Source organism: Streptomyces curacoi (assembly GCF_001513975.1).
Classification (GTDB): domain Bacteria; phylum Actinomycetota; class Actinomycetes; order Streptomycetales; family Streptomycetaceae; genus Streptomyces; species Streptomyces curacoi.
This window is the reverse complement of sequence record NZ_KQ948000.1, coordinates 1-22,723: the sequence shown is the minus strand read 5'-3', so window position 1 is coordinate 22,723 and position 22,723 is coordinate 1. Positions and strand designations below refer to the sequence as shown.

Here is a 22,723-nt window from a genome sequence, read left to right as displayed (position 1 = left end):
CCGTGGTGACTTGGCCGATCTCACCGCACTGGCGGCCAAAAAAGATCTTTCTTCCGTCCAGCCCGCCCGGACGGCATACTTTCGTCGACCGCAGCGCGACCGAGGACGGATTTCCAGGCACCGGACGCCTTCCTAGCGTGGCCGTGTGACGACGACCGATGCCGAGAACGCCAAGAGTGTGCCACTGCCGCGCGGGCCCGTACGGGGTGAGGAGCGGGCGCTGGCGCCCGACCTCGCGCGCGGGATGATGCTGTTGCTGATCGTCCTGTCCAACACGGCCTTCCACCTCTGGGCGGCTCGGCACGGCCCCTCGGGGTGGCAGCCGGTCGACGGTGGATGGGCCGACCGTGCGGTCCAGTTCACCATGATCACCGTGCTGGATCTACGGGTCTATCCGCTCTTCGCGTTCCTCTTCGGCTACGGCATGATGCAGCTCTACCTGCGCCAGACCGAGGCCGGGACCTCCGGGCGCGCCGCCGTGCGGATCCTGCGCAGGCGCAGCCTCTGGCTGATCGTCATCGGCCTGTCGCACGCCACCCTGCTGATGGCCGGCGACATCGTCGGCTACTACGGGCTGCTGAGCCTTCTCCTCGGCTGGCTCTTCGTCAGGCGCAGTGAGCGTGCGTTGAAGTGGTGGATCGGCACAGCGGCGGCACAGTTGGTGTTGTTCTCCTCGCTGCCGGTCGTGATCGCCTTGCTCCGCGGCGAGTTGGGATCCCTGGGGGACTCCGGAGCGGAGGCGGGCTTCGAGGCGTACGCGTCGGGCGAGGAGAGCGCGCTCGCGGCGCTCGGCACCCGGCTGACGACCGGCTTGTTCATCACCTTCGTCGGTGCCCCGTTCGCCCTCGTCGGCGGTGGCTACGTGGTGTTCCTGCTCGGCTTCTGGGCGGCGCGCCGGCGCATCCTGGAGGAGCCCGGACGCCATCTGCGCCTGCTGCGCCGCACCGCGGTCAGCGGCATCGCCGTCGGCTGGCTCGGCGGACTGCCCGCCGCGCTCGCCCACGTCGGCGCGCTCGACGTACCGGACGACGCGCAGAGCGAGGAGGGGGCGCTCACCATCCTGCGGGATGTCACCGGGAACGCCGCCGGGATCGGCTATGTCGCCGCCGTCGCACTGTTCGCGCACTGGTGGACCCACCGGCCCGGCCGGCGGGGCGCGACGGCCGTCGTCGCGGTCTCAGCGGTCGGCAAGCGGTCGCTGTCCTGCTACCTCGCCCACTCCCTGATCTTCTCCCCGCTGCTCGCGGCCTGGGGCCTCGGCCTCGGCGAGCATCTGACCAGCGCCACCATGGCGGTCTTCGCGGTCGGAGTCTGGCTGGTTACGGTGGCCGGGTCATACGCCCTGGAGCGGGCCGGGCGACGCGGGCCGGTCGAGACAGTCCTGCGTCGGCTCGTGTACCGGAGCTGACCGGCCGACGATGTCGGGGGAGCAGGTCGACGGGGTGATCCGGCGGTTCCGTACGGGCGGCCGGCGGCGCTACGGCGGCATCGTCGGCCGGCAGACAGCGCTGCGCCTCCCGTTCCACGTGGCGTAGGACACGTTCACGCGTGTATTGCCTCGGGAAAGGAGCAGGGAAGTCATAGGGAGCCCATGATCGCCGTGAAGGGATGACCCGTGACGCTCACTGCGCCTCCCCCCATACCGCGGGCCGCAGGATCGTTCCCGCTCCTTGGACACGCTCTGAAGATGCGCGACAACCTCGGTTTCATCGCGTCACTGCGCGAGACGGGGGAGCCGCTGATAGAGATCGTCCTGCAGCCCGGCACGCGGACCGTCGTGGTCCAGGACCCCACCCTGATCCACCAGATGCTGAAGGCCCTCGCGCCGACCCTCGACAAGGGCCGGTTCTTCGACAAGATGGGCCAGTTACTGGGCGACAGTGTGGTCACCGCCGCCGGCCGCACCCACGTACGCAAGCGTCGCCAGCTCCAGCCGGCCTTCGCCCACACCGAGACCGCTCGGTACGTCGACATCATGCGCGCCGAGGTGAGAGCGGCCGTCGCCGCCTGGAAGCCCGGCCAAGTCCTGGACGTCCGTGAGGCGATGGTTCAGCTCAGCCTCAACATGCTCGCGAAGACGGTGTTCTCGGGCAGCCTGGACGAGGCAACCTTCCGCCAGTTGCGCAGCGACCTGTCGGTGGTGATGAACGGCGTCGGCGCCCGCATCATGCTGCCCGACTGGGTCGAGAGACTGCCGCTGCCCTTCAACCGCCGCTTCGACCGGGCCCGCGCCGCCGTACGCGCCACCATCAACACCGCCGTCGACGAACTGCAGGCCTCCGGGCACGACACCGGGGACATGCTGTCCATGCTGCTGCGCGCCGTGGACGAGGAGACCGGCGAGCCGCTGACCGGGCACCAGATCTGCTCCGAGATCCTCACCCTGGCCGTCGCCGGCACCGAGACCACCGCTTCGATGCTGTCCTGGATCCTGTATGAACTCGCCCGTCACCCGGACATCGAGGCCCGCGTCCTGGCCGAGCTCGACGAGGTGCTCGGCGAGCGGCCCGTCACCTTCGACGATCTCACCCGCCTGCCGTACCTGAACCGAGTGATCACCGAGACCCTGAGGCTGCACCACACTGGCTGGCTCGTCACCCGCCGCACGACGACCGAGACCCGACTCGGCGAGTGGACCCTCCCCGCAGGCACCGAACTGGCCTACTGCCAGCACGCCCTGCACCGCGACCCCAAGCTCTTTCCCGATCCGCTCACCTTCGACCCGGACCGGTGGCAAGACGATGCCCAGGCGTCCCCGCTGGGCGCGTTCCTGCCGTTCGGGGACGGCAAGCACAAGTGCATCGGGGACCGCTTTGCCCTCGCCGAACTGATCACGGCGATCGCGACGATCACGCGGGCGGTACGGCTGGAACTCGACGCGGGACAGGTGGTCCAACCCGTGGCCCGGGCCACCGTACGGCCCCGCACCCTGCGGATGGCCATCCGCCCCCGAACAGGCCTCAAGCAGGAGACATCTGCCTGAACCGGCCGTGGCCCGGCAGGGCGCTGTCCGACGGCCCTGCCGGTGATGTCCCGGCCGGATCGCGACTGAAGCGGAGCGCCCTCCGAACGCCTCAGGCCGGAGGCGCGCCTCGACCGCGAACCAGCGGCAGGTACACCTCGTCGACGATCTCGACGAGGACGTCATCGGGTGCGGTAGGAACGCCGCGCAGGACGAACTCGTTGCGCAGCAGGACCATGGCGACGGTCGCGACCCGGGGATGGAGCGCCTCGGGGGAAGCTTCACCGCGCGCGACCGCGCGCCCCAGGATGGTCAACCAGGGGCCGACCGCGGTGTCCCCGGACTGTTCTTGCAACTGCGCCAGCAGTTCCGGTGCGCCGCCGGCGGCAGAGAGCAGTTCGCGCAGAATCGCACCGAGGGGCGAGCTCCAGTAGCGGTTCGCCTGACGCAGCCACTCCAGGACGTCGCCGCGCAGAGTTCCGGTGTCGGGGGGCTGGACCGCCGTTGCCAGCTGCCGATAGGCGGCGATGCCGAGCGTGAGCCGGTTCGGCCAGCGGCGGTAGACGGCGTTCTTGTTGGTGCCGGCGCGGGTGGCGACCTTGTCCATAGTCAACCCCGCGTATCCGGACTCGGTGAGTTCGTCCACCGCGGCGCGCAGGATCGCCTCCTCCAAAGCGGCTCCGCGTCGCCGCGTCTGCCCGGAACCTGACCGTCCCCTTGGATCCTCCGCCATGACTCCTTCTCGCAATCGGTACCGACCGTGCCTTCCCATTCTGGTTGTGCCCGGCGAGTCACGGAAATTAAGGTACGGCACGTATCGTAAGCCTGCTCCTGGGGGGATCCGACACATGCGAGCCAGAGGCATCAGCTACGACACCGGCTTCATGGTCAAGGGAGCGATCAGCCGTCAGCGCTTCGACGCGGACACAGTCAGGCGCGAGCTGGGCATCATCCGTGACGACCTGCACTGCAACGCGGTCCGCGTCATGGGCGGCGATCCGGAACGGATGGAGCTCGCGGCGGCCCATGCCGCCGACCTCGGCCTCGAGGTCTGGTTCTCCCCCTACCCGCTGGAACTGACCGCCGACGAGATGCTGTCGCTGTTCGCCGACTGCGCCGAGCGTGCGGAGCGGCTCAGACGGCAGGGAGCCGAGGTCGTGTTCGTCACCGGCGCCGAACTGAGCCTGATGAACAAGGGGTTCCTGCCCGGCGACAGCGCAGACGAGCGGGTCGCGTTATTGAGCGACCCCTCTCGCGTGCGCGAGCACATCGGCGAGGTCTCCGCACGCGTCAACGACTTCCTCGGCAAGGCCGCGGCACTCGTCCGCGAGCACTTCGGCGGCAAAGTGACCTACGCCGCCGTACCCCTTGAACGCGTCGACTGGACCCCCTTCGACATCGTGTCCATGGATCTCTACCGGTCGGCCGAGATCGCCGACCGGTTCATCGAAGGCATCCACCATCTCGTCGCGCAGGGAAAGCCGGTCGCGATCACCGAGTTCGGCGCAGCGGGCTATCAGGGGGCGGGTGACAGGGGCGCTCGCGGTCTGGAGATCGTGGAGTACGACAAGGAGACCCGGGCGCCTCTCCGGTTGAACGGGGAGTACGTTCGTGACGAGGCCGGTCAGGCCGCGTATCTGCGGGAGTTGCTGGAGGCGTTCGACGCCGGAGGCATCGACAGCACCTTCGTGTTCACCTTCGCGCTCTACGACCACCTGCACCGCCCCGACGGCGACCCCCGCGACGACCTGGACCTGGCCAGTTACGGCATCGTCAGAGTCCTGGAGGACCGCCTCGGAGCCACCTACCCCGACATGCCCTGGGAACCCAAGGCCGCCTTCACCGCCGTCGCCGACTACTACCGCGGCTCCGGAACGCGCCCTGGTGGTCGCGCCGGCCAGTGGCGGTGATGCGGGTGACGGCGTCCAGGGTGAGGGCGCGGTCGTGGGGTTCCTGGGCCAGGGCGCGGTGCAGTGTCAGGGCCTCGATGAGAGCGTCCAGTTGGCGGGCGGTGGCGGGGTCGAAATGCTTCTCCAGGTGCGTGCGGCTGCGAGCCGTCCATTCCTGGGTGAGTTCCCGGTAGGCGGGTCGGCGGGCGGTGACGGTGTAGAGCTCCTGGGTGAGGATGAGGTCGCGCTGGCTCCCCTCGGGCAGTGCGTGGATGAGGTCGGCCACCGCGGTCCTGGCCTCGTCGCGGTCGACCGGGCCGGATTCCCGACCGCGACGACGTTCGCGGGGACGTCCTTGGTGACGACGGCGCCCGCACCGATGACGCAGTTGTCACCGATGGCGATGGCCGCGACGTCCAGTGCGGTGGGGTTGTAGTTGACGAAGGTGCGCGCGCCGATCGTGATGTTGCTGCCGTAGTCGACGTACAGGGGCGGGCCGCACATGCGCCTCGTCGCCCAACGAGCCGAGCAGTTCGGCGAGGAGCGGCCGGGCGGCGTCGACGTCCTCGGCGTAGGCGGCCTGATAGTTGGCGGCCAGCCGGACGGCCCGTTGCTGGCGGCGGGCGATCTCGGGATCGTCTGCGATGTAGAGGTCGCCCGCGAGTATGCGTTCCAGGTTGGAGCGGGGGTCGTCCGTGAAGTAGTCGGTCGACATGCGTACGAGCGTAGACCCCGGAGTGTGCGAACGTACGCTCTGAGCTCCCGCTGTACGCACACTCCTGCTTGGGGTGGGGTGATCGGCTGGACAAGCGGCGGCGGCCGTGCTTAGCCTTTCTGTCTAGATCTAGACGAGGATTCCAAGCGGCTGGGAGGAGGCGCTGTGGAGCGCGGCTCAGCGGGAGCGGAAGAGGACCGGAGCACGGGCGTTGCCGGGGTGCCGGAAGACGGCAAGAGCAAGGGCGTCGCCTTGGGCTCGGACGAGGCGGAGGAGCACCTGATCCGGGAGGCGGAGAAGATCGCCGTCGCGGTCGGCCGCATGTTCCCGGGGCTGTGTGAGGTGGTGCTGCATGACCTGCGGGACCCCCGGCACGCGATCCGGGCGATCGAGAACAACCTCTCCGGCCGCCATGTCGGGGACTCCGTCACGGAGTTGGGCCTGGCCCGCATCGAGGATCCCGGCTATCCCAGCGTCATCCAGAACTACCCCAACCAGTTCCCCGACGGCCGCCCGGCGAAGAGCACGTCCATCGGCATCAAGAACGCCGCGGGCCAGTACATCGCGGCTCTCTGCCTGAACCTCGACGTGTCCGTCCTGTCACCTGTGACGCTCGCACTGTCGAACCTCGTGGCCACCGACACCGAGCACCGCGAGCAGCCCCTGGAGACCCTGCGGGACCGCAACGCCCGCGAGCTGCGCACGGTGGTGGAGGCCCACGCCGCCGAGCGCGCCGCGACTCCCCGGTCACTGAGCCGGGAGGACAAGAGAGCGCTGGTGCGGCAGTTGCAGCGCGACGGCTACTTCGACTCGCGCGATGCCGCGCAGACCATCGCGGACCTGCTCGGGGTGTCCCGGGCGACGGTCTACAACTACGCCAAGTGAGAGGGCGCCTCGTGGCCCCTGCCGGACCGAGCCCTGATTGCAGCGTGCCGATGCCCCCCGGCAAGTGGGAAACCCCGTCCGAACTCCTCGGCCGCGCCCGCCTTTTCTGAAACCAGCCCGAGCAGACCCACCCGAGGCACCGAGGGCCGCCGCACCTCCGACAGCTCCGGCATCGGGCTGCGGGACCCGTTTCCGGGCCCGGCCCTCCCGAAGAAAATGGACACTGCCCTGTGAACAGCACCGCAAGCGCCACCGGCCCGCAGACCACCACCCGGACGCTGGCCGACCCCGACACCCCCTTCGCCGTCGTCGACGTCCACAAGACCCTGCGCAACATCGAGCGCCTCCAGGCCAGGGCCGACCGGCTCGGCGTCACCCTGCGCCCCCACGTCAAGACCGCCAAGAGCCTCGACGTCGCCGCCCTCCTCCACGACGGCACACCGCCCTGTCCGGTCACCGTCTCCACGCTCGCCGAGGCCGAGGCGTTCGCCGACGGCGGCTACACCGACATCACCTACGCGGTCGGTATCGACCCGCACAAACTCCCGCGCGTCATGGCACTGTTGCGCCGCGGTGTCCGCCTGCGCGTCCTGCTCGACAGCCCCGAGCAGGCAGAGTCCGTCGCACGAGCCGCGCAGCGGGCCGGACTGCTGATCCCCGCCCAGATCGAGATCGACTGCGACGGCCACCGCGGCGGCATCAAGCCCGACGACCCCGCGCTGACCGAGATCGGCCGCATCCTGCACGACGCGGGCAGTCTGGACGGCGTCCTGACCCACGCCGGCGAGTCCTACTTCGCCTACACCGCCGAAGAACAGCGCCTGGCCGCGCGGCACGAACGCGACGCCGCCGTCGCCGCAGCCGAGCGACTGCGCGCGGCCGGCCTGCCCGTCACCACCGTCAGCGTCGGCTCCACCCCGACCGCCCACGCCGTCGAGGACCTCACCGGCGTCACCGAACTCCGCGCCGGCAACTACGTCTTCTTCGACCTGGTCATGGCCGGCCTCGCCGTCTGCGCCATCGACGATCTCGCCCTGTCGGTCGTCGTCACCGTCATCGGCCACCGGCCGGAGTACGGGTGGATCATCACCGACGGCGGCTGGATGGCCATGTCTCGCGACCGCGGCACCTCCGTCCAGGCTCAGGACCACGGCTACGGCCTGGTCACCGACCTCGACGGCAACCTCCTCCCAGACCTGGTCATGACCGCCGCGAGCCAGGAGCACGGCACGCTCACCGCCCGCGACGATGCCACCCTTCCCGACCTGCCGGTGGGCACCCGTCTGCGCATCCTGCCCAACCACGCCTGCGCCACCGCCGCCCAGCACCACGGCTACCACGTCATCGACAGCAGCCGGACCGCGGACACCGCCCCCGTGATCCAGGCCGTCTGGCCACGCATCACCGGGTGGTGACCAGCCCGTGAGCGTCGTCGCCGCAGGCGTTTCTCCCGGTAGTGAAGGGAAAGTCCTCCCGGCTCCGAGGAGACAGTCTCACCGCGTACGGGTGACAAACGGTGGTATTCCGCGGCGGGCCGAGTCTGCAATCCTCGGTAGTGCTCCCGGGTGAACGTTCCCCATGAACTCCGAATACGGTCCTCGGACCACTGGAGCCCCCGTGGACATGCGATACGAGGCGTATTGCCTCATCGACCCGGACTTCTACGACACCCCCGCGCGTGCGAAAGGGCAGAGCGACAACTTCGAACTGTCCCTCTGTCCCGCTCCGGACGGGTGGGTGCGGTCGGATCTGGACAACTGGGTGGTGCTCACGCCCGACGGAGTGGACCTTCCCCCGCAGGGCTGGAAGATCCACGTATCGGCGTGCCTCGACGACGCACGGGACACCCTGACCGCCGTGTGGGACTACTGCGTCCCGCGTCGGATCGCCTTCAAGTTCCTCCCCAGCGAGGACAGCCTCCTCCTCGCCAACGCGAAGTACGCCCCACGTGAATCCAGCGGCAAGTTCGTGACGATCTACCCGGTGGACGAGGCCCAGCTCGCAACGGTCCTCCACGAGCTGGGCTCCGTCCTGGCGGGCCGGCCGGGACCGTACGTCCTCAGTGATCTGCGCTGGGGTTCCGGCCCGCTGTACGTCCGGTACGGCGGGTTCGCCATGCGGACCTGTGTCTCCCCGGACGGCGAGCTGGTGCCGGCGATCGAGGACGCGGCCGGCCGGCTCGTGCCCGATGTGCGCGGACCCGCGTTCCGGGTGCCCGACTGGGTGACACTGCCGGCCTTTCTCGAACCCCACCTCGCCGCACGGAACAGCACCACCGTCGCCGGCCTGCCGTACCGCATCGAGAGCGCGCTGCACTTCTCCAACGGAGGCGGGCTCTACACCGGTCAGGACACACGGACGGGGCAGCGGGTCGTGCTCAAGGAGGCCCGGCCGTACGCGGGGCTCACCCTCGACGGCGCGGACGCCGTCACCCGGCAACGCCGTGAGCGTGAAGCCCTCGAACGACTGCGCGGGCTGGACTGCGTGCCCGCGCTGCTCGACCACTTCGTGCTCGGCGAGCACCACTTCCTTGTCGAGGAGTTCGTGGAAGGGCCGACGCTCAACAGCATGTTCGTCGACCGGTGCCCCCTCGTCCTTCCGGAAGCCGAGGACATGGACACCGAGGCCTACACCTCGTGGGCCCTCGACACGCTGGACGAGGTCGAGCGCGCCGTCGACGCCGTACACGGCAGGGGCCTGATCGTCGGCGATCTCCATGCCGACAACATGCTGGTCCGCCCCGACGGCCGGGTCGTACTGATCGACTTCGAGGGCGCCGCGGACGTCACCGACCGGCAGGACCAGCGCCTCGCCGCCCCCGGGTTCGTCGTCCCGAGCGGCTTGTCCGGTGTCGACATCGACCGCTACGCACTGGCCTGCCTGCGCTTCTTCCTGTTCCTGCCGCTCACCGGCCTGTTCCCGCTCGACTCGGGAAAGGCACGGCACTTCGCCGACGACATCGCCCGGACCTTCCCGGTTCCTCCCGGCTTCTTCGACGACGCGGTCCGGATGATCGCGGGAGAGGGCACCGGCGCACCGGCAGGCTCCGTCGCGCAGGCGTGGCCGGAACCGGACCACCAGGGCTGGACCCGCACCCGTGCGTCCATGACCGCTGCCATCCAGGCGGCCGCCACCCCGGACCGTGACGACCGGCTCTTCCCTGGCGACGTCGAGCAGTTCGCCACGCCGGGCGGCGGCCTGGCCTTCGCACACGGCGCGGCGGGCGTCCTGTACGCGCTGGACGCCGTCGGCGCCGGCTGCCACCCGGACCACGAGGAGTGGCTCGTGCGGCATGCCCTGCGCCCCGAGCCCGGGATCCGCCTCGGCTTCTACGACGGCCTGCACGGCATCGCGTACGCGCTCGACCACCTCGGCCACCGGGACGTGGCGATGAAGGTCCTCGACATGGCTCTGGGCGAGCAGTGGCAGCAACTGGGGCCCGACCTGTACGGAGGCCTGGCGGGGATCGGCCTGAACCTTCAGCACTTCGCCGCGGCCACCGGTGACCCCGCGCTGCGTGACGCGGCCTTCTCGGTGGCGGACATCCTCGCCGACCGGCTGGGACCGGCCGACGGCGCGGCGGAGGACGCGGCGGACGACGCGTACCCGTACGCCGGACTGCTGCGCGGCGCGACCGGCCCCGCCCTGATGTTCCTGCGGCTGCACGAGGACACCGGCGATCCGGAGTTCCTCGCCCTGGCCGACCGGGCGCTCCGGCAGGACCTGCGCCGCTGCATCGTCCGTGAGGGCGGGGCCATGGAAGTAGACGAGGGCTGGCGGACCCTGCCGTACCTGGGGGTCGGCAGCGCCGGTATCGGCCTCGTGCTCGATGACTACCTCGCACACCGCGAGGACACCCCGTTCCACAAGTCCGCGGCGGCAGCGATCCGCAAGGCGACCACGGCCCGGTTCTTCATCCAGCCGGGGCTCTTCCAGGGGATGGCCGGGATGATCCTCTGTCTCAGCCGTCCGCACCCCCCGGGCACGGCCGCACAGCGGGACCCGGTGGTCGCCGAGCACATACGCCGTCTGTCCCGGCACGCACTCACCTACCGGGGCCACTTCGCGTTCCCCGGCGATCAGCTGATGCGCCTGTCCACCGACCTGGCCACCGGCAGTGCGGGCGTCCTCCTCGCCGTGGGCTCCGCGCTGCACGACCGCCCCGTGCGGCTGCCGTTCCTCGCTCCCAGCGACCGGCGGAACGGGCCACACGGCCACATGCCCCCGTCCCCACAAGGTCAGGAAGGAGGTGAACTTCCATGACACTCCTCGAACTGCAGGCAATCGATCCGACTGTCGCCACCGGCGGCAAGCCTCCGAAGAGGCACAGCAACTACAGCGTCACGCTGTGTGCCGGAGGGGCGAGCAACCTCAGCCTGCTGCTCTGCAGCGGCAAGTAGCGGTTCCACGCGGGGACGCCATGTGCGTCCCCGCCACGCCGCTGTTTCCATCCCGCACGACCGGGGACCACCGGAGGAGCCATGAGCCTTGGCGCGGCGGATCGCCTGCTGCTGGCGTCGGCACGGCGCGGCGGTGTCTGGCTGGGCCTCACGGTCGTCACCTCACTGCTGCTCACCGGCGCCGGCCTCGCGCTGCCGGCCGTCATGGGCCGCGCTCTCGACGCCGTCCTCAGCGGCGGCGACACGGCTCGGTGGATCACCTTCACCGGCTTGCTGATCTTCGTCCTGGTGGCCGTCGACGCCGTGGACGATCTCGTCGGACAGATCGCCGAGGCCCGGTCGACCGCCTGGCTGCGGCACACCCTGCTGGGGCACGTGCTGGCGCTGGGCACCCGGGCCACCCGCACATTCACGCCGGGAGACCTGGTCAGCCGCCTCGTCGGCAACTCCGCCCGGACCGGGAACAGCGCGTCGGGCCTGGTGTGGGTCGTCATGGGCCTCGTCCCACCGGTCGGCGCGATCGTCGCCCTAGCGCTCATCGACTACTGGCTTTGCCTCACCTTCCTGGCCGGGATGCCGCTCGTCGTGCTCCTGGTGCGGGCCTTCCTCCGCGACATCTCCGACGCCAACGAGGGCTACTTCCGCGTGCAGGGCACCATCGCCGCACGGCTCGTCGATGCCCTCGGCGGAATCCGGACGATCACCGCGGCCCGGACCGTCGACCGCGAGGCACGCCGTGTCCTCGCGCCCCTTCCGGAACTGCGCCGGCACGGGCTCGGCGCGTGGGACGCGATCGCCCGGATCTCCGCGCGCGGCGATCTCGTCGTCCCCCTGCTGGTGGTCGCCGTCCTGGCGGTGGCCGGACTGGGGCTCGCACAAGGCCGGATCACGCCCGGAGACATGCTCGCGGCGAGCGAGTACGTGGTCATGGCGGCCGGCATCGGCGGCGTGCTGTCGTCGCTGAACCAGCTGGCCCAGGCCCGTACGACGGCCGGGCGGATCGCCGAGGTGATGGCCGAACCGCCGGCGGCGTACGGCCACGAGCGCCTTGCCGAAGGCCCCGGAAGGCTGGAGTTCCGGCACGTGACCGTTCAGGGGACGGACGGCCCCGTGCTCCAGGACCTCAGTCTCATCGTCCCGGGCGGCGCCCTCGTCGCCGTCGTGGGCCGTTCCGGGGCCGGCAAGTCGCTGCTCGCGGCACTGGCGGGACGCCTCGCCGACCCGGACGAGGGCGAGGTGCTCCTCGACGGCGTGCCGCTGCGCCGACTCGGCCGCGAGGAACTGCGGCAGGCGGTGGCCTACGGCTTCGAACGCCCGGTGCTGCTCGGCGAGACCTTCGCCGACGCCATCGGGTTCGGCACGCCGACCCCGTCCGCCGAGGACGTGGTGGCTCAGGCCGGGGCGGCCCGGGCCGACGCGTTCATCCGCCACATGCCCGCCGGGTACGCCAGCCGCGTCACCGGCACCCCGATCTCCGGCGGCGAGGCGCAGCGGGTCGGGCTGGCCCGTGCGTTCCTCCAGGCCGGGCGGGTGCTCGTGCTCGACGACGTGGCCGCCAGCCTGGACACGGTGACCGAGCACCACATCAGCCAGGTGCTGACCGGTGCGCTCGCCGACCGCACCCGGATCGTCGTGACGCACCGGGCCTCCACGGCGGCACGGGCGGACCTCGTCGTCTGGCTGGCGGACGGGGGAGTCCGGGGGCGGGGAACGCATCGCGCGCTGTGGGCGGACCCCCGGTACCGGGCCACCTTCCAGCCGTTCTCCCTCCCCGCGGCCGACACGGCGGGAGGCGCACGGTGAAGCGGCGGGCGATCCGGATCCTGCGCTCCTCGCTGAGCCGCCGGCGACGGGAGTACGGCCGCCTGGTGGCCTGGTCACTGGTGCAGGCCGCGCCCGCCGCCCTCTCCGGGTGGATCGTGGCACGAGCCGTCGACCACGGATTCCTGGCCGGCCGGCCCGCCACCGGGTTCCTCTGGCTGGGCGCGCTGGCGGGCGCCTTCCTCGTCGGTGCCTGGGGGACCCGGCACGCCATGCTGGGGCTCGCCTCGCTCATCGAACCCTTCCGGGACGAACTGGTCACCCTCGTGACCACGGGCACGCTGCACCGGTCCGCACGGCTGGGCGAGCCGGCCGACACCGCCGGCGTGGCACGGCTCACCGAGCACGTGGAGCGGGCCCGGGACGCCTACGGCGCGGTCGTGTTGTTCGTGCAGGGCTTCCTGGTTACCGCCGTGGGCGTGTGCGTGGGCCTGGCCGGCCTCGACCCCGTGCTGCTGGCCCTCGTGGTGCCTCCCGTCCTCCTCGGCCTGGCCCTGTTCGCCGCGGCGCTCCGGGCGATGGCCGCACGGCAGCGGGACGTCATCCTGGCGGACGAGCGCATCGCCGAGACCACGAGCGCCCTGACCGGCGGGCTGCGGGACGTGGTGGCCTGCGGCGCCGAGGACCGCGTACGGGCCGAGACGGGTGCGCAGGTCGACGCCGCGGCCCGGGCGGCCGTGTCGCTGGCGCGGCTCACCGCGGTACGCACCGCCGCCCTGGGCATCAGCGGCTGGGTCCCCCTCCTGCTGATCCTGGTCTCGGCGCCCTGGCTGGTACGGAGCGGGGTGACGGCGGGGACGATCCTCGGGGCGGTGACCTATGTGTCGCAAGCCCTCCAACCGGCCCTGCAGAGCTTCGTCCAGGGACTCGGCAGCAGCGGGCTGTGGCTGCTGGTCACCGTCGGCCGGATGGCGGAGATCGCGGCGGAGCCGGAGGAACCAGAGGCGACCGAACACAAGGCGACCGAGACCACCAAGGCGACCGAGACCACCGAGACTACCGAGACAATCGAGGCCCCCGAGGCCACCGAGGCCAAGGCAGCCGACGCGGACTCCGGGATCGCCGACTCCGGGATCGCCGATTCCGGGACCGCCGACTCCGCGCTCGACGCCACGAGGGGGCCCATGCCCGTACGGCCCGGCGGTGCCCGCGTGGAGGCACGCGGTCTCACCTTCGGCTACGCCCAGTCCGCGGAGCCGGTGATCCGTGACCTGGACCTCGTCCTGTGGCCGGGGGAGCACCTCGCCGTGGTGGGGCCGAGCGGCGCCGGGAAATCCACCCTCGCCGCACTGATCGCGGGAGTACTCGAACCGCAGGCGGGGGAGGTGCGCCTCGACGACGTGCCGGTCCTCGCGCTGCCCGACGGCGACGAACTGGCCCGGCACCGTGTGCTGATCCCGCAGGAGGCGTACGTCTTCGCCGGCACGCTGCGGGAGAACCTCACCTACCTGGCTCCAGGCGCCACCCAGTCGGACGTGGCGGCGGCGGTCCGTGCCGTGGGCGCGGCGCCGCTGGTGGAGCGCCTGGGCGGCTACCTGGCGCCGCTCGACCCGCGCGACCTCTCGGCGGGGGAGCGCCAGCTCATCGCCCTGGCCCGTGCCCTGCTCCCGGCACCCCGCCTGACCCTGCTGGACGAGGCCACCTGCCATCTCGACCCCGCCGCCGAGGCGGTCGCCGAGGCCGCCTTCGCCCGCCGCCCGGGCACCCTGATCGTCGTCGCCCACCGCATCAGCTCGGCGGCGCGGGCCGACCGGATCCTCGTCATGGACGGGACGCGGGTCGGCCTCGGCACGCACGAGGAGCTGCTCGCCGGCTCCGCCCTCTACCGTGACCTGGTCGGCCACTGGGGCGCGGCGAACGGATCCCCGGCACCGGTCGGGTCGATGCCCCGTACGGGCGGGGTGAGGGATGCGGTCCGCGCCCTCTGAGGGAGCCCGCCATTCATCGTGCTGTGAGGGACCCGCCGTTCACCGGCGAAACGCTCACACCCAGCCGGACTCCCTGGCGATCCGTATGGCGTCGATCCGATTGCGTCCGCCCGTCTTCCGGGTGATCGCCGACAGGTGGTTGCGGACCGTGGCCACGGACAGGGACAGCCGTTCGGCGATCTCCCGGGTGGGTGTGCCGTCGGCGGCCAGACGCAGGATCTCCACGTCCCGTGGCGTCAACGGGTTCTCTCCGGCGTCGAGCGCGACCAGTGCGAACTCCGGGTCGATGAACCGCTGCCCCCTGACCAGCTTGCGCACGCCGTGGACCAAGCGGTCCGCCGGGGCGTTCATGCTGATGACGCCGGCGGCGTGCAGGCCGAGGATGCGGCGCAGCCGCTCAGGTGTCGTCGACGCCATCAACAACAGCATCCGGCACTCCGGCAGCCGCGCCCTCAGCTCGCTGCGCGCGGCGAGTTCCTCGCCCTCTTCCGAGTCGACGTCGATGACCACCACGTCGGGGCGGCAGGACACCGCCCGCGCGAGTACCTCCCCGTTGCCGTCGGCTTCGGCGACGACCTCGATGTCCTCTTCGCGAGACAGAAGAGCGGCGACCGCTCCCCGCATGAGGCGGACTTTCTCAACGAGAAGAACGCGGATCAATGTCGCTCCCACTCGGCGCCATGCGGCCTGCCCTGACACCACACCGTGCGTGCCGCACTCCCTGAACGCCTTTGCAGCCAATTATCCGGCCGCTCCGCGACCGGCGCACGCGCGCGGCCCGAGGCGAGCGGTGCTTGGCCCAGCCACTCGGTGCGCCATCCAAGGCCGGCGCGTCGCTGCTCCATGGCGGGACGAGGGGGGACCCAGTGGTCGATGCGGCGTCGCAGTTCGACCACCAGGTCCCGCCGGTGAGACGCCTTACTGGCCGAGGTGAATCAGAAGGCGAATACCGATGCGCCCTGGGTTTCCTTGATGCACGCGTTGGCGAAGGTGTGCTCGTAGTTCACGCGTGTACCGCGCCATACGCCTTGTATGGTGACGACAATGGGTCGGTATTCCTTCGTGCAGTATCGTTCCGACTCACCTGTGCGGAGTGTGGCCAGGCGGTCGAGGTCCCCGTTCACGCGGTCCAGATCCGTACAGGCTCGTCGCGGATCGGGGTGCGTCCCCGAAGTGGTGTACGCACAGTTCAGCGTTACTGCGCGCTCCGGTGCCGCGGTGGCGGCGCGCTCGCCGTGGCCGGTGGTCAGGACCAGGGCCGAGGGGGCGTACTGGGAGGCGGGGGCGCTGTGGGCGGGCATGGCCAGAGGACCCGCCACGGTTGCGGCGAGCAGAGTTCCCGTCATTGCCCAGCGTGTCATTGGTCGCATGATGTATTTCCCTTCTCTTTGGTGTTGTTCAGTGCCTCGAAGTACCCACTGTGTTGCTCCTGTCTCAGGGCGGACGAACCGAATTGCTTCCGGTCGCCGCAATTCAGACCAGATTGCTGATTCAATTAGTGGCCTGATCGGCTGAGTGGCCTTCATGATTGAGGAGGTGAGCGGTCTTTCATCCTGTGCGCCGGTGGAATGTGTGGCCGATGTGCCGGGGGTGTGAAATGGCCTGAAACCGGCGAGCGTGCTTTCGGCGGCGGGGTGGCGCGACAGCGACTTCGCCGCGCGTTGCCCAGGAGGGCGGGTCGGTAACCGGGTAGCAGGGTTGTGAGTTCCACCCGCTGCGCGAGATCGTTTGAGGCGACAGTGCCGATGTCGTCTGTTGGAGGACCTCCGTGACCGATCCTGCGCCCGCGTCGCCGCCCGCCCCGCCCTACTACGCCGTGGTGTTCACCGCCGTGCGGACCGCCGGCGACAACGGCTACCGGGAGACGGACGAGCGGTTGCTGAAACTGGCTGCCGACCAGCCGGGATTCCTCGGTGTCGACTCCGCTCGCGGTGCGGATGGCCTGGGGATCACGGTGTCGTACTGGAGGGACGAGGACTCGATCGCCGCTTGGCGGGACCACGCAGAGCACGCCCTGGCCCGTGCGCACGGACGCGAGCGCTGGTATGCCTCGTTCTCGCTCCACGTGGCCAAGGTCGAGCGCGCCTACGGGTTTACCCGCCCGGCAGATGTGTAGGTGTCACCGCCGCCCATCGCGCATCGCCGGCACGGCAGTAGGGTGAAACGGTGCTCCCCTTACCGGAAGACTCACCGTCACTGATCGGCGAAGACGCCCGCGATACGGCCGTGCAGCGCCTGCAGGAGGCGTACGCCGAAGGGCTCATCTCACACGAGGAGTTGGACGAACGCCTCCACCAGGTGCTCACCGCCAAGGCACACAGCGAACTCGTGTCGGCTCTGGCCCCACTCGCCAAGGAGCACACGGACACCACGTCAACGATCGGCGCCGCCAGTGGACGGATCCGGCGGCGCGGCGCATGGCGGGTACCTCGGATCCTGAAGGTCGAGTCCGCATTCGGAAGGGTGCGCCTGGATCTGTCCCGGGCGATCATCGAGCATCCGGTCGTCGACATCGAGCTGCAACTCGGAACCGGCGGGGCCAGAATCACGGTGCCTCACGACGCGGTCGTTGAAGTCGAGGGGCTGCGCACCGGCTGGAAGGACCTGCGCTACAAGGCCCCGCGGAGTTCCCGCCCCGGCGGGCCGAAGATCCGCATCTCGGGTGCCATGGGATTCGGACGACTGAAGATCCGCCATGCCCGGCGTTGAGACTCCATCCGGCACTAGGACCCCATGTCACCAGGACCCGCGGCACTATGACCCCACGCCCGGCACTCGATCCCCCCGCCACCCCAGGGGCCCGGTCTCCTCGGCGACCGAGCCCTCCCTGGGGATCACTCCGCGCGGCACACAGTGTGCGCGTCGGCGTCCTCGCCGCCCGGGGGTGCGGTGAGTGGCTCATTGCTGCCGGCCGGCCGCCCGCACACGGTCACCGATCGCACCTTGTGGCCGCGGTAGGTCACCCGCACGATCTTGTAGCCGTGCCCCCGCTGGTCGGCGTAGGGCTGGCTGCCGGCGAAACTGACCGTGCCGACGGGCAGGTTCGGGTTGGGGCGCCAGCGCAGGTCGGCCCAGGTTTCGGGGGCGGTCTGCGGGGCGTCGCCGTTCTTCGAGGCCCGGTACAGCACCGCGGTGGCGCTGTAGGACAGTACCGTCTGACCGCTGGAGAACAGCGCGTCGTTCCAGGGCCGGGCGGGGTCGGTGAGCTCGGTCGCCGCCGTGCCCTCGGGGAGCAGGCCGCCGAGCACACGGTGGGCGTCCTCGTAGAAACCGGTCGCGCCGACGAGGTCCATCGGTGCCAGCGCGAAGTGGTAGAGGGTGACCTCCGGCGGGATGCGCAGACTCTCGCCCTCCTCGTAGTTGCTCTTGGCCAGGTCGTCGCCGGTGAACACGGTGATGTTCCGGCCGGAGCAGCCGGGCGTGGAGCCGAGTTGGGACATCAGGTTGGGCACGTCCTCCACGCGGCCCGCGAAGTACAGGGCCTTGGGCACGGGGTCACTCGCGCAGATCGCCTCGACCGGGTCGGTCAGTTCCGGTTCGCCGTTGGGGCTCAGCCGGTAGGACCGGGAGGGCAACAGGGTGAAGTCGGCCTGGTCCAGCATCTGCCTGCCCACCCGGGCCTGTTCGGTCGTATAGAAGTCCTTCTCGCTGCCGACCTTGCGGGCCAGCACCACGCCCCGGCCGCCGTCCTCGCGCCGGGAGAGTTGTCTGGCGACGACGAGGAGCGCGTTCGCCTCCTCCTCATCGGTGGCCGCCAGGCCGAACCAGTTCGACAGCTCCCGCGCCAGATGGCTGCCGGAGTTGGTGGTGCTGACGACGGGCAGGCCGGCGCCCTTGAGGATCTCCACGGCGTCGTCGCTCTCCGTGGTGTTGCGCCCCATGCCGACGACACCCACGATCGACCGGTCGCGCCGGGCCAGCTCCGCTATGTGCCGGGCCATGGGCAGCACCTGGAGCATGTTCTCGCCGCCGTTGGCGAGCAGGACCCTTATCTTGGTCGGCTGGTGGGTGCTGACGTTGGCGTAGTACTGGTAGAGGTAGACACCCGTGATCTCCTCAAGTCCCTTGCGGGTGCCGGACTCGTCCTCCGCGGTGACCGGGCCGGCGTAGACGATCGTCACGTACTTGTCCTTCGGGCCGATCTTCGCGTTCTCGGCCCTGATCGCCTGCTCGACGGCGTCGAAGGTGACGCCCTTGCCGGCGCCGTACAGTTCCAGCCCGTTGCCCGCCGCAAGCCGTACGTCCCCGGTCGCGACCCCGACACACTCGCCGCCCACCAGCACGGAGTCGGTGTTGGAGCCGACCAGCCGGCCCTGGCAGTAGCGCTGGGCCATCCACCGGTTGCCCAGGAAGCCGAGGCCGAGGGCGATGGCGAGGACCACCGCCAGACAGGGCCTGGACCACAGCAGCCAGGCAGCGGTACGGCGGATCCTGGTGGTGGAGTGCTGTGCGGAGTGCCGGCGGCGCAACTCGTCGGCGGACAGCGGTATCCGCAGGATCCACGGCAGTGCGGCGGACCGGCCGGGGGACTGGCCGATGTTGAGGTGGGTCACCCACTCCTGGTATCTGGCGTCCGCTCCGAAGGCGCGCGTCTGGTCTTCCTCTTCGAGCCCGCCGGGATGCGGTGCGGAGGGCTGCTCGGGTCCCTCGGAGCCCGGCGGGCGCAGCCGCTCGGCCGCGGGGACCGCGGCGAGCACCAACAGCGGGTCCACCTCGCTGCGGCGGCTGCGCACGTTGCTGATCGCCCGCAGCAACAGCAGACCGCCGTCGTCCTCGGTGGCGCACGGCAGGTACACCACGGGCGGGACGGTGCGCTTGCGGCGGCGCAGGTCAAGGGTCCGCGGACGGAAGTTCTCGCGCAGGTCCTCCAGCAATGCCAGCACCCGCAGCTCCAAGTGGAACTGACGGGCCGTCACATCATCGGCCTGGGCGGCGACGACCTGCCGGGCGACGGCGAAGGCCCGGCCGCGGATGGTTTCCCAGGACTTCGCCGGCCGCCATCGGGACCACTCGGCGGCCTCGGGCCGGTCGCTCGAAGGCGCCAGGAACGTGGTCGTCGCGAACCATCGGCTGGCTCGGCGCAGCCACAGCAGCGGCGGCGCGCTGCGCGCCAGGAAGTGCACCACGCCGAACGCCGCCAGGGCCAGGGCGCCGCCCCACACGGCCGTCTGCCAGCCGCCCTCGCCCAGCAGCACGCTCAGACAGGCGATGAACATCGCTCCCACGAAACCGGACGGGTTCGCCACCGCACCGACGGTGTCCGCCAGCGCCGAGACGCGGCCGTCCGCGTCGTCGGCACCGTCCGGATCGCGCCCCGGCCGCCAGCGCAGCTCGGCCAGCCGTCGCATCAGCCGCTCGCGGCGCTGGGCGGCGGACCACACCGTGCTCACCTGCCCGCCGACCTCGGGCGCGGCCTTCTCGATCGCCCGCAGCAGCCGCGAGCGTGGAAAGGCGAACGGCTTGTACTGCGACTGGTTCTGGTTGTCCCAGGGGTGCTCGCACAGTTGGCGCACCATGTCGATCGCGGAGGAGTACGCTTCCACGCCGCCTCCGCCGTCCAGCCGTTTGGCCATCAGCCCCCGCGGCTGATGGCCCTGGCGGACGAACTCCACGACCTGTGCGACCCGTCGGTCCAGGGTGCCGGTGTCGTCCTCCTCGGTGGCCTGCAGGACCACCAGCGGCGTCACCGGAGGGTTGTCCCGGAAGTTGTCGATGAGCCGTCTCATCAGCTCGAACACCGCGTCGGCCGCTTCTATCCCGGCGCTGCCGCTCCATGCCTCTCTCGCCACGTGCTCCGCCCCCGTCGCATCCGCCCGACCCGGCACACCCGGATCCGATGGAGATACCCACACCTAAACGCACTGCACCGTACAGACGTTCCGAATCTCTTACGGACCGGTCATGGCGCCGGTGTGCGGGCCGATCGGCCGACGGACGTGCCGGCCCGGCGCTGGTCCGACAGGGTCCGACAGGGTCCGACAGGGTTTGACAGGGTCCGACAGGGTCCGAAAGACATGGCCTAGTACTCCAGCTGTAGTTCGTGATCTTCATGGGTTGCGGCTTGTCGGCGGTAATGGCTGGACTGTGATCGTGCCTGGTGGCGGCGTCGCCAGTCGGACCAGCTGAGTCGGTGTACGAGGTCGTTCAGCGGTCGGACGGTGACCGCGAGAAACAGGTGCTGGATCTCGTTGCAGGTCAGCGGAGCCAGGTCGTCCGGTCCGGTGCGGCGTGCGTGTTCGTCTGCGCGGACGACAGCGAGGAAGGCATGAGCGAGCATGGCGAGGGTGACCCAGCGGCTCCAGGACGGGTAGCGGCGGACCTGGTGTTCATCGAGTCCGGCCAGGCCCTTCTCGGTCTGGAAGGTCTCCTCCACCCGCCACCTGGATCCGGCCGTCCGGACCAGCGTGCGCAACGGGACTGGCCCGGTGGAATGGCAGCGGTAGTAGGCAAGTTCGCCTGTAGTGCGGTTGCGTCGGATCAGCAGGTGACGGTGGCCCGGCGCCGGGTCGGTGAGGTCGATGACGGCCCAGTCGTAGTAGCGGTGTCCCTTCGCGCCGCTTCCGGCGGATAGTTCCTGCCAGGCCCGCTTCGGGAGTTTCCCGGCCAGCGTGTCGGCGCGGAACTTTCCTGCGCCGGTGGGCACTTCAGCTGAACAGGCCACCGCGAGGACGTAGCCCAGACCGCGCTTTTCCAGGGCCGCCCTCAGCTTCGGATTGGAGCCGTAGACCTCGTCGCCGGTCACCCAGCCGATGTGATGCCCAGCGTCCAGGAACCGTTCGATCATCGTGCGGGCCAGCTCCGGCTTGGTCGCGAACAGCGTGTCCTCGCTCAGCCCGGCCGCCCGGCATCGATCCGGGTCTGAGGTCCACGAGCGCGGGACGTACAACTCCCGGTCCACCGCCGCGTGCCCTCGCTCGCCCGCATAGACGAGATAGACGGCGACCTGGGAGTTCTCGATCCGGCCGGCAGTGCCGGTGTACTGGCGTTGGACACCGACGGTGCGGGTGCCCTTCTTCACGTCGCCGGTCTCGTCCACGACCAGCACCGCCGCATCGTCACGGAGATGCTCGACGACATACTCGCGCACATCGTCACGCACGGCATCGGCGTCCCAGGACGCCCGGCACAGCAGATGCTGCATGCCAAGCGGCGTCTTCTCCCCGGCCCACTCCGCAATCGTCCAGCGGTTCTTGCGTGGCAGCTCCGCCAGCAGCCCCAGCACCAACCGCCCGGCCCGCAGCCGGGGTGCGACCCGGGCGAACCGGCCCGCGATACGGCCCACGGCCACCTCGAACGCCTTCCGCCAACGGCCCGGATCTATGCTGTGAGCCGCGGCCACCGTCTCTTCCTCTTCGTCAGTCCACACAACTCACGATGATTAACGGTGGCCGCACCGTCTCAACCAGGGAGCGAAGAGTGACCGATCGCCCGGATACTCAGGGATTTCAGACCAATAATGACGATGCGCGCCTCATTGAGGAAATTTTCGCTGATTTGGGATCAGCTTTCGCTGAGCATGACGCCGCGAAGTTCGACGAGCGGTTCACCGCGGATATCGTCTTCACGGCAGTGAACGGCACACGGTTCTTTGGCTGGGAGAAGATTCATGCGTATCACAGCGAGCGCCTGACCGGGCATGCAGAGGGAGTCAACACCTGGTACGAAATCGAGCGCATCACCTTCCCGACCCCGGACGTCGCCGTGGTCTTCTTCCGGCAGCCCATCGTCGTGTCAGAACACAAGCGTGCCAATGTAGGGACGTGGGTGCTGGTGAAGAGGGAAGGGCAGTGGTGGATCTCCGCTGTCCAAAACACAGGCGTCGCCGTAACTGAGTGACCACTCGCGTCAGGTCGTCGGCGCCGTAGGGGCAGGGTACTCAGCTCAAGAATCCCAGGTCGGATTCCTTCCGACCTGGGATTGTGTCGCTGGCCCGGCGGGCAGGTCCTCGCCAGCTGGCGAGGATGTCGTCCGGGGTCCACAGCAGGTCGAGCGAAGGTCCGTGGTGGTGCCGGAGAGGGTGGCGGCGGCGAGGCCGCCTCGCGGCGGCCGCGGTGGGCCTGCTCCTGGCAACGCGGAGCGCGGCGAGGCCCCGACCAGCAAGATCACGATCTACAGCTGGAGTA

At 70.2% G+C, this 22,723-nt stretch carries 17 protein-coding genes and 2 pseudogenes; 12 read left to right on the top strand and 7 right to left on the bottom strand.

The genetic code is table 11. The features are described from left to right. Positions 1-145: 145 nt before the first annotated feature. Both AQI70_RS36135 and AQI70_RS36130 read left to right on the top strand, forming a co-directional pair. On the top strand, positions 146-1,408 hold the full coding sequence (locus AQI70_RS36135) for a DUF418 domain-containing protein (protein ID WP_062156684.1): 1,263 nt from the start codon (positions 146-148) through the stop codon (positions 1,406-1,408). Between the two features lie 207 nt (positions 1,409-1,615). After that, positions 1,616-2,983, top strand: coding sequence for a cytochrome P450 (locus tag AQI70_RS36130; RefSeq protein WP_062156683.1), 1,368 nt, complete (start codon positions 1,616-1,618; stop codon positions 2,981-2,983). A 91-nt stretch (positions 2,984-3,074) separates the two neighbouring features. Here AQI70_RS36130 and AQI70_RS36125 read toward each other — a convergent pair whose 3' ends face one another. Next, entirely contained in the window at positions 3,075-3,695 is a 621-nt protein-coding gene (locus AQI70_RS36125) for a TetR/AcrR family transcriptional regulator (protein ID WP_062156682.1), read from the bottom strand. 115 nt (positions 3,696-3,810) lie between these two features. On the opposite strand from AQI70_RS36125, the gene AQI70_RS36120 reads away from it, so the two are divergent. Then, the gene (locus AQI70_RS36120) at positions 3,811-4,872 is read left to right on the top strand and encodes a hypothetical protein (RefSeq protein ID WP_062156681.1); all 1,062 of its coding nucleotides are present in this window, start codon (positions 3,811-3,813) and stop codon (positions 4,870-4,872) included. Here AQI70_RS36120 and AQI70_RS40515 read toward each other — a convergent pair. Then, positions 4,802-5,161, bottom strand: a pseudogene (locus tag AQI70_RS40515) (TetR/AcrR family transcriptional regulator); the annotation flags it as partial. The gene AQI70_RS36120 and the pseudogene AQI70_RS40515 sit on opposite strands and share 71 nt — an antisense overlap. A 2-nt stretch (positions 5,162-5,163) precedes the next feature. Beyond that, a pseudogene (locus AQI70_RS40505) lies at positions 5,164-5,566 on the bottom strand (maltose acetyltransferase domain-containing protein); the annotation flags it as partial. Between the two features lie 219 nt (positions 5,567-5,785). Between AQI70_RS40505 and AQI70_RS36110 the strand changes: the two are divergent. The 6 genes from AQI70_RS36110 (at position 5,786) to AQI70_RS36090 (ending at position 14,600) form a co-directional block, all read left to right on the top strand. Next, positions 5,786-6,451 (top strand): helix-turn-helix transcriptional regulator, encoded by a 666-nt coding sequence (locus tag AQI70_RS36110; protein ID WP_062156679.1) that lies wholly within the window; start codon positions 5,786-5,788, stop codon positions 6,449-6,451. A gap of 230 nt (positions 6,452-6,681) precedes the next feature. Further along, on the top strand, positions 6,682-7,866 hold the full coding sequence (locus tag AQI70_RS36105) for a DSD1 family PLP-dependent enzyme (protein WP_062156678.1): 1,185 nt from the start codon (positions 6,682-6,684) through the stop codon (positions 7,864-7,866). Between the two features lie 202 nt (positions 7,867-8,068). Next, on the top strand, positions 8,069-10,714 hold the full coding sequence (lanKC, locus tag AQI70_RS36100; RefSeq protein WP_062156677.1) for a class III lanthionine synthetase LanKC: 2,646 nt from the start codon (positions 8,069-8,071) through the stop codon (positions 10,712-10,714). Continuing rightward, positions 10,711-10,851, top strand: coding sequence for a SapB/AmfS family lanthipeptide (locus tag AQI70_RS38895; protein ID WP_107117160.1), 141 nt, complete (start codon positions 10,711-10,713; stop codon positions 10,849-10,851). Before lanKC ends, AQI70_RS38895 begins: the two co-directional genes overlap by 4 nt. 81 nt (positions 10,852-10,932) lie before the next feature. Further along, positions 10,933-12,654, top strand: coding sequence for an ABC transporter ATP-binding protein (locus AQI70_RS36095; protein ID WP_062156676.1), 1,722 nt, complete (start codon positions 10,933-10,935; stop codon positions 12,652-12,654). Beyond that, complete coding sequence (locus AQI70_RS36090) at positions 12,651-14,600, top strand: ATP-binding cassette domain-containing protein (RefSeq protein ID WP_062156675.1); 1,950 nt, start codon at positions 12,651-12,653, stop codon at positions 14,598-14,600. The genes AQI70_RS36095 and AQI70_RS36090 overlap by 4 nt, the downstream gene beginning before the upstream one ends. Positions 14,601-14,654: 54 nt before the next feature. On the opposite strand, the gene AQI70_RS36085 is transcribed toward AQI70_RS36090, so the two are convergent. Next, positions 14,655-15,224, bottom strand: coding sequence for a response regulator transcription factor (locus AQI70_RS36085; protein ID WP_062156674.1), 570 nt, complete (start codon positions 15,222-15,224; stop codon positions 14,655-14,657). Between the two features lie 311 nt (positions 15,225-15,535). Beyond that, positions 15,536-15,961: a subtilase-type protease inhibitor gene (locus tag AQI70_RS36080; RefSeq protein ID WP_167358934.1), complete on the bottom strand. Its 426-nt coding sequence runs from the start codon at positions 15,959-15,961 to the stop codon at positions 15,536-15,538. 407 nt (positions 15,962-16,368) lie between these two features. Between AQI70_RS36080 and AQI70_RS36075 the strand changes: the two genes are divergently transcribed. Beyond that, positions 16,369-16,716 carry an antibiotic biosynthesis monooxygenase family protein gene (locus AQI70_RS36075; RefSeq protein ID WP_062156672.1) on the top strand — a complete coding sequence of 116 codons (348 nt, stop codon included), beginning with the start codon at positions 16,369-16,371 and terminating at the stop codon, positions 16,714-16,716. Positions 16,717-16,766: 50 nt separating this feature from the next. Beyond that, positions 16,767-17,309, top strand: coding sequence for a DUF1707 SHOCT-like domain-containing protein (locus AQI70_RS36070; RefSeq protein WP_079051625.1), 543 nt, complete (start codon positions 16,767-16,769; stop codon positions 17,307-17,309). A gap of 125 nt (positions 17,310-17,434) precedes the next feature. Here AQI70_RS36070 and AQI70_RS36065 read toward each other — a convergent pair whose 3' ends face one another. Together AQI70_RS36065 and AQI70_RS36060 are read right to left on the bottom strand one after the other, a co-directional pair. Then, the gene (locus tag AQI70_RS36065) at positions 17,435-20,389 is read right to left on the bottom strand and encodes a type 1 periplasmic-binding domain-containing protein (protein ID WP_062156670.1); all 2,955 of its coding nucleotides are present in this window, start codon (positions 20,387-20,389) and stop codon (positions 17,435-17,437) included. 230 nt (positions 20,390-20,619) lie between these two features. Then, on the bottom strand, positions 20,620-21,882 hold the full coding sequence (locus tag AQI70_RS36060; RefSeq protein WP_079051630.1) for an IS701 family transposase: 1,263 nt from the start codon (positions 21,880-21,882) through the stop codon (positions 20,620-20,622). Positions 21,883-22,016: 134 nt separating this feature from the next. On the opposite strand from AQI70_RS36060, the gene AQI70_RS36055 reads away from it, so the two are divergent. Further along, entirely contained in the window at positions 22,017-22,436 is a 420-nt protein-coding gene (locus AQI70_RS36055; protein ID WP_062156668.1) for an SgcJ/EcaC family oxidoreductase, read from the top strand. Positions 22,437-22,723 lie beyond the last annotated feature (287 nt).

Excerpts from the sequence above, each read along its gene's own strand:
- AQI70_RS36085 (WP_062156674.1), bottom strand. The coding sequence starts at position 15,224 with ATGCGGGGAGCGGTCGCCGCTCTTCTGTCTCGCGAAGAGGACATCGAG.
- AQI70_RS38895 (WP_107117160.1), top strand. The coding sequence starts at position 10,711 with ATGACACTCCTCGAACTGCAGGCAATCGATCCGACTGTCGCCACCGGC.
- AQI70_RS36080 (WP_167358934.1), bottom strand. The coding sequence starts at position 15,961 with ATGACACGCTGGGCAATGACGGGAACTCTGCTCGCCGCAACCGTGGCG.
- AQI70_RS36120 (WP_062156681.1), top strand. The coding sequence starts at position 3,811 with ATGCGAGCCAGAGGCATCAGCTACGACACCGGCTTCATGGTCAAGGGA.
- AQI70_RS36095 (WP_062156676.1), top strand. The coding sequence starts at position 10,933 with ATGAGCCTTGGCGCGGCGGATCGCCTGCTGCTGGCGTCGGCACGGCGC.
- AQI70_RS36125 (WP_062156682.1), bottom strand. The coding sequence starts at position 3,695 with ATGGCGGAGGATCCAAGGGGACGGTCAGGTTCCGGGCAGACGCGGCGA.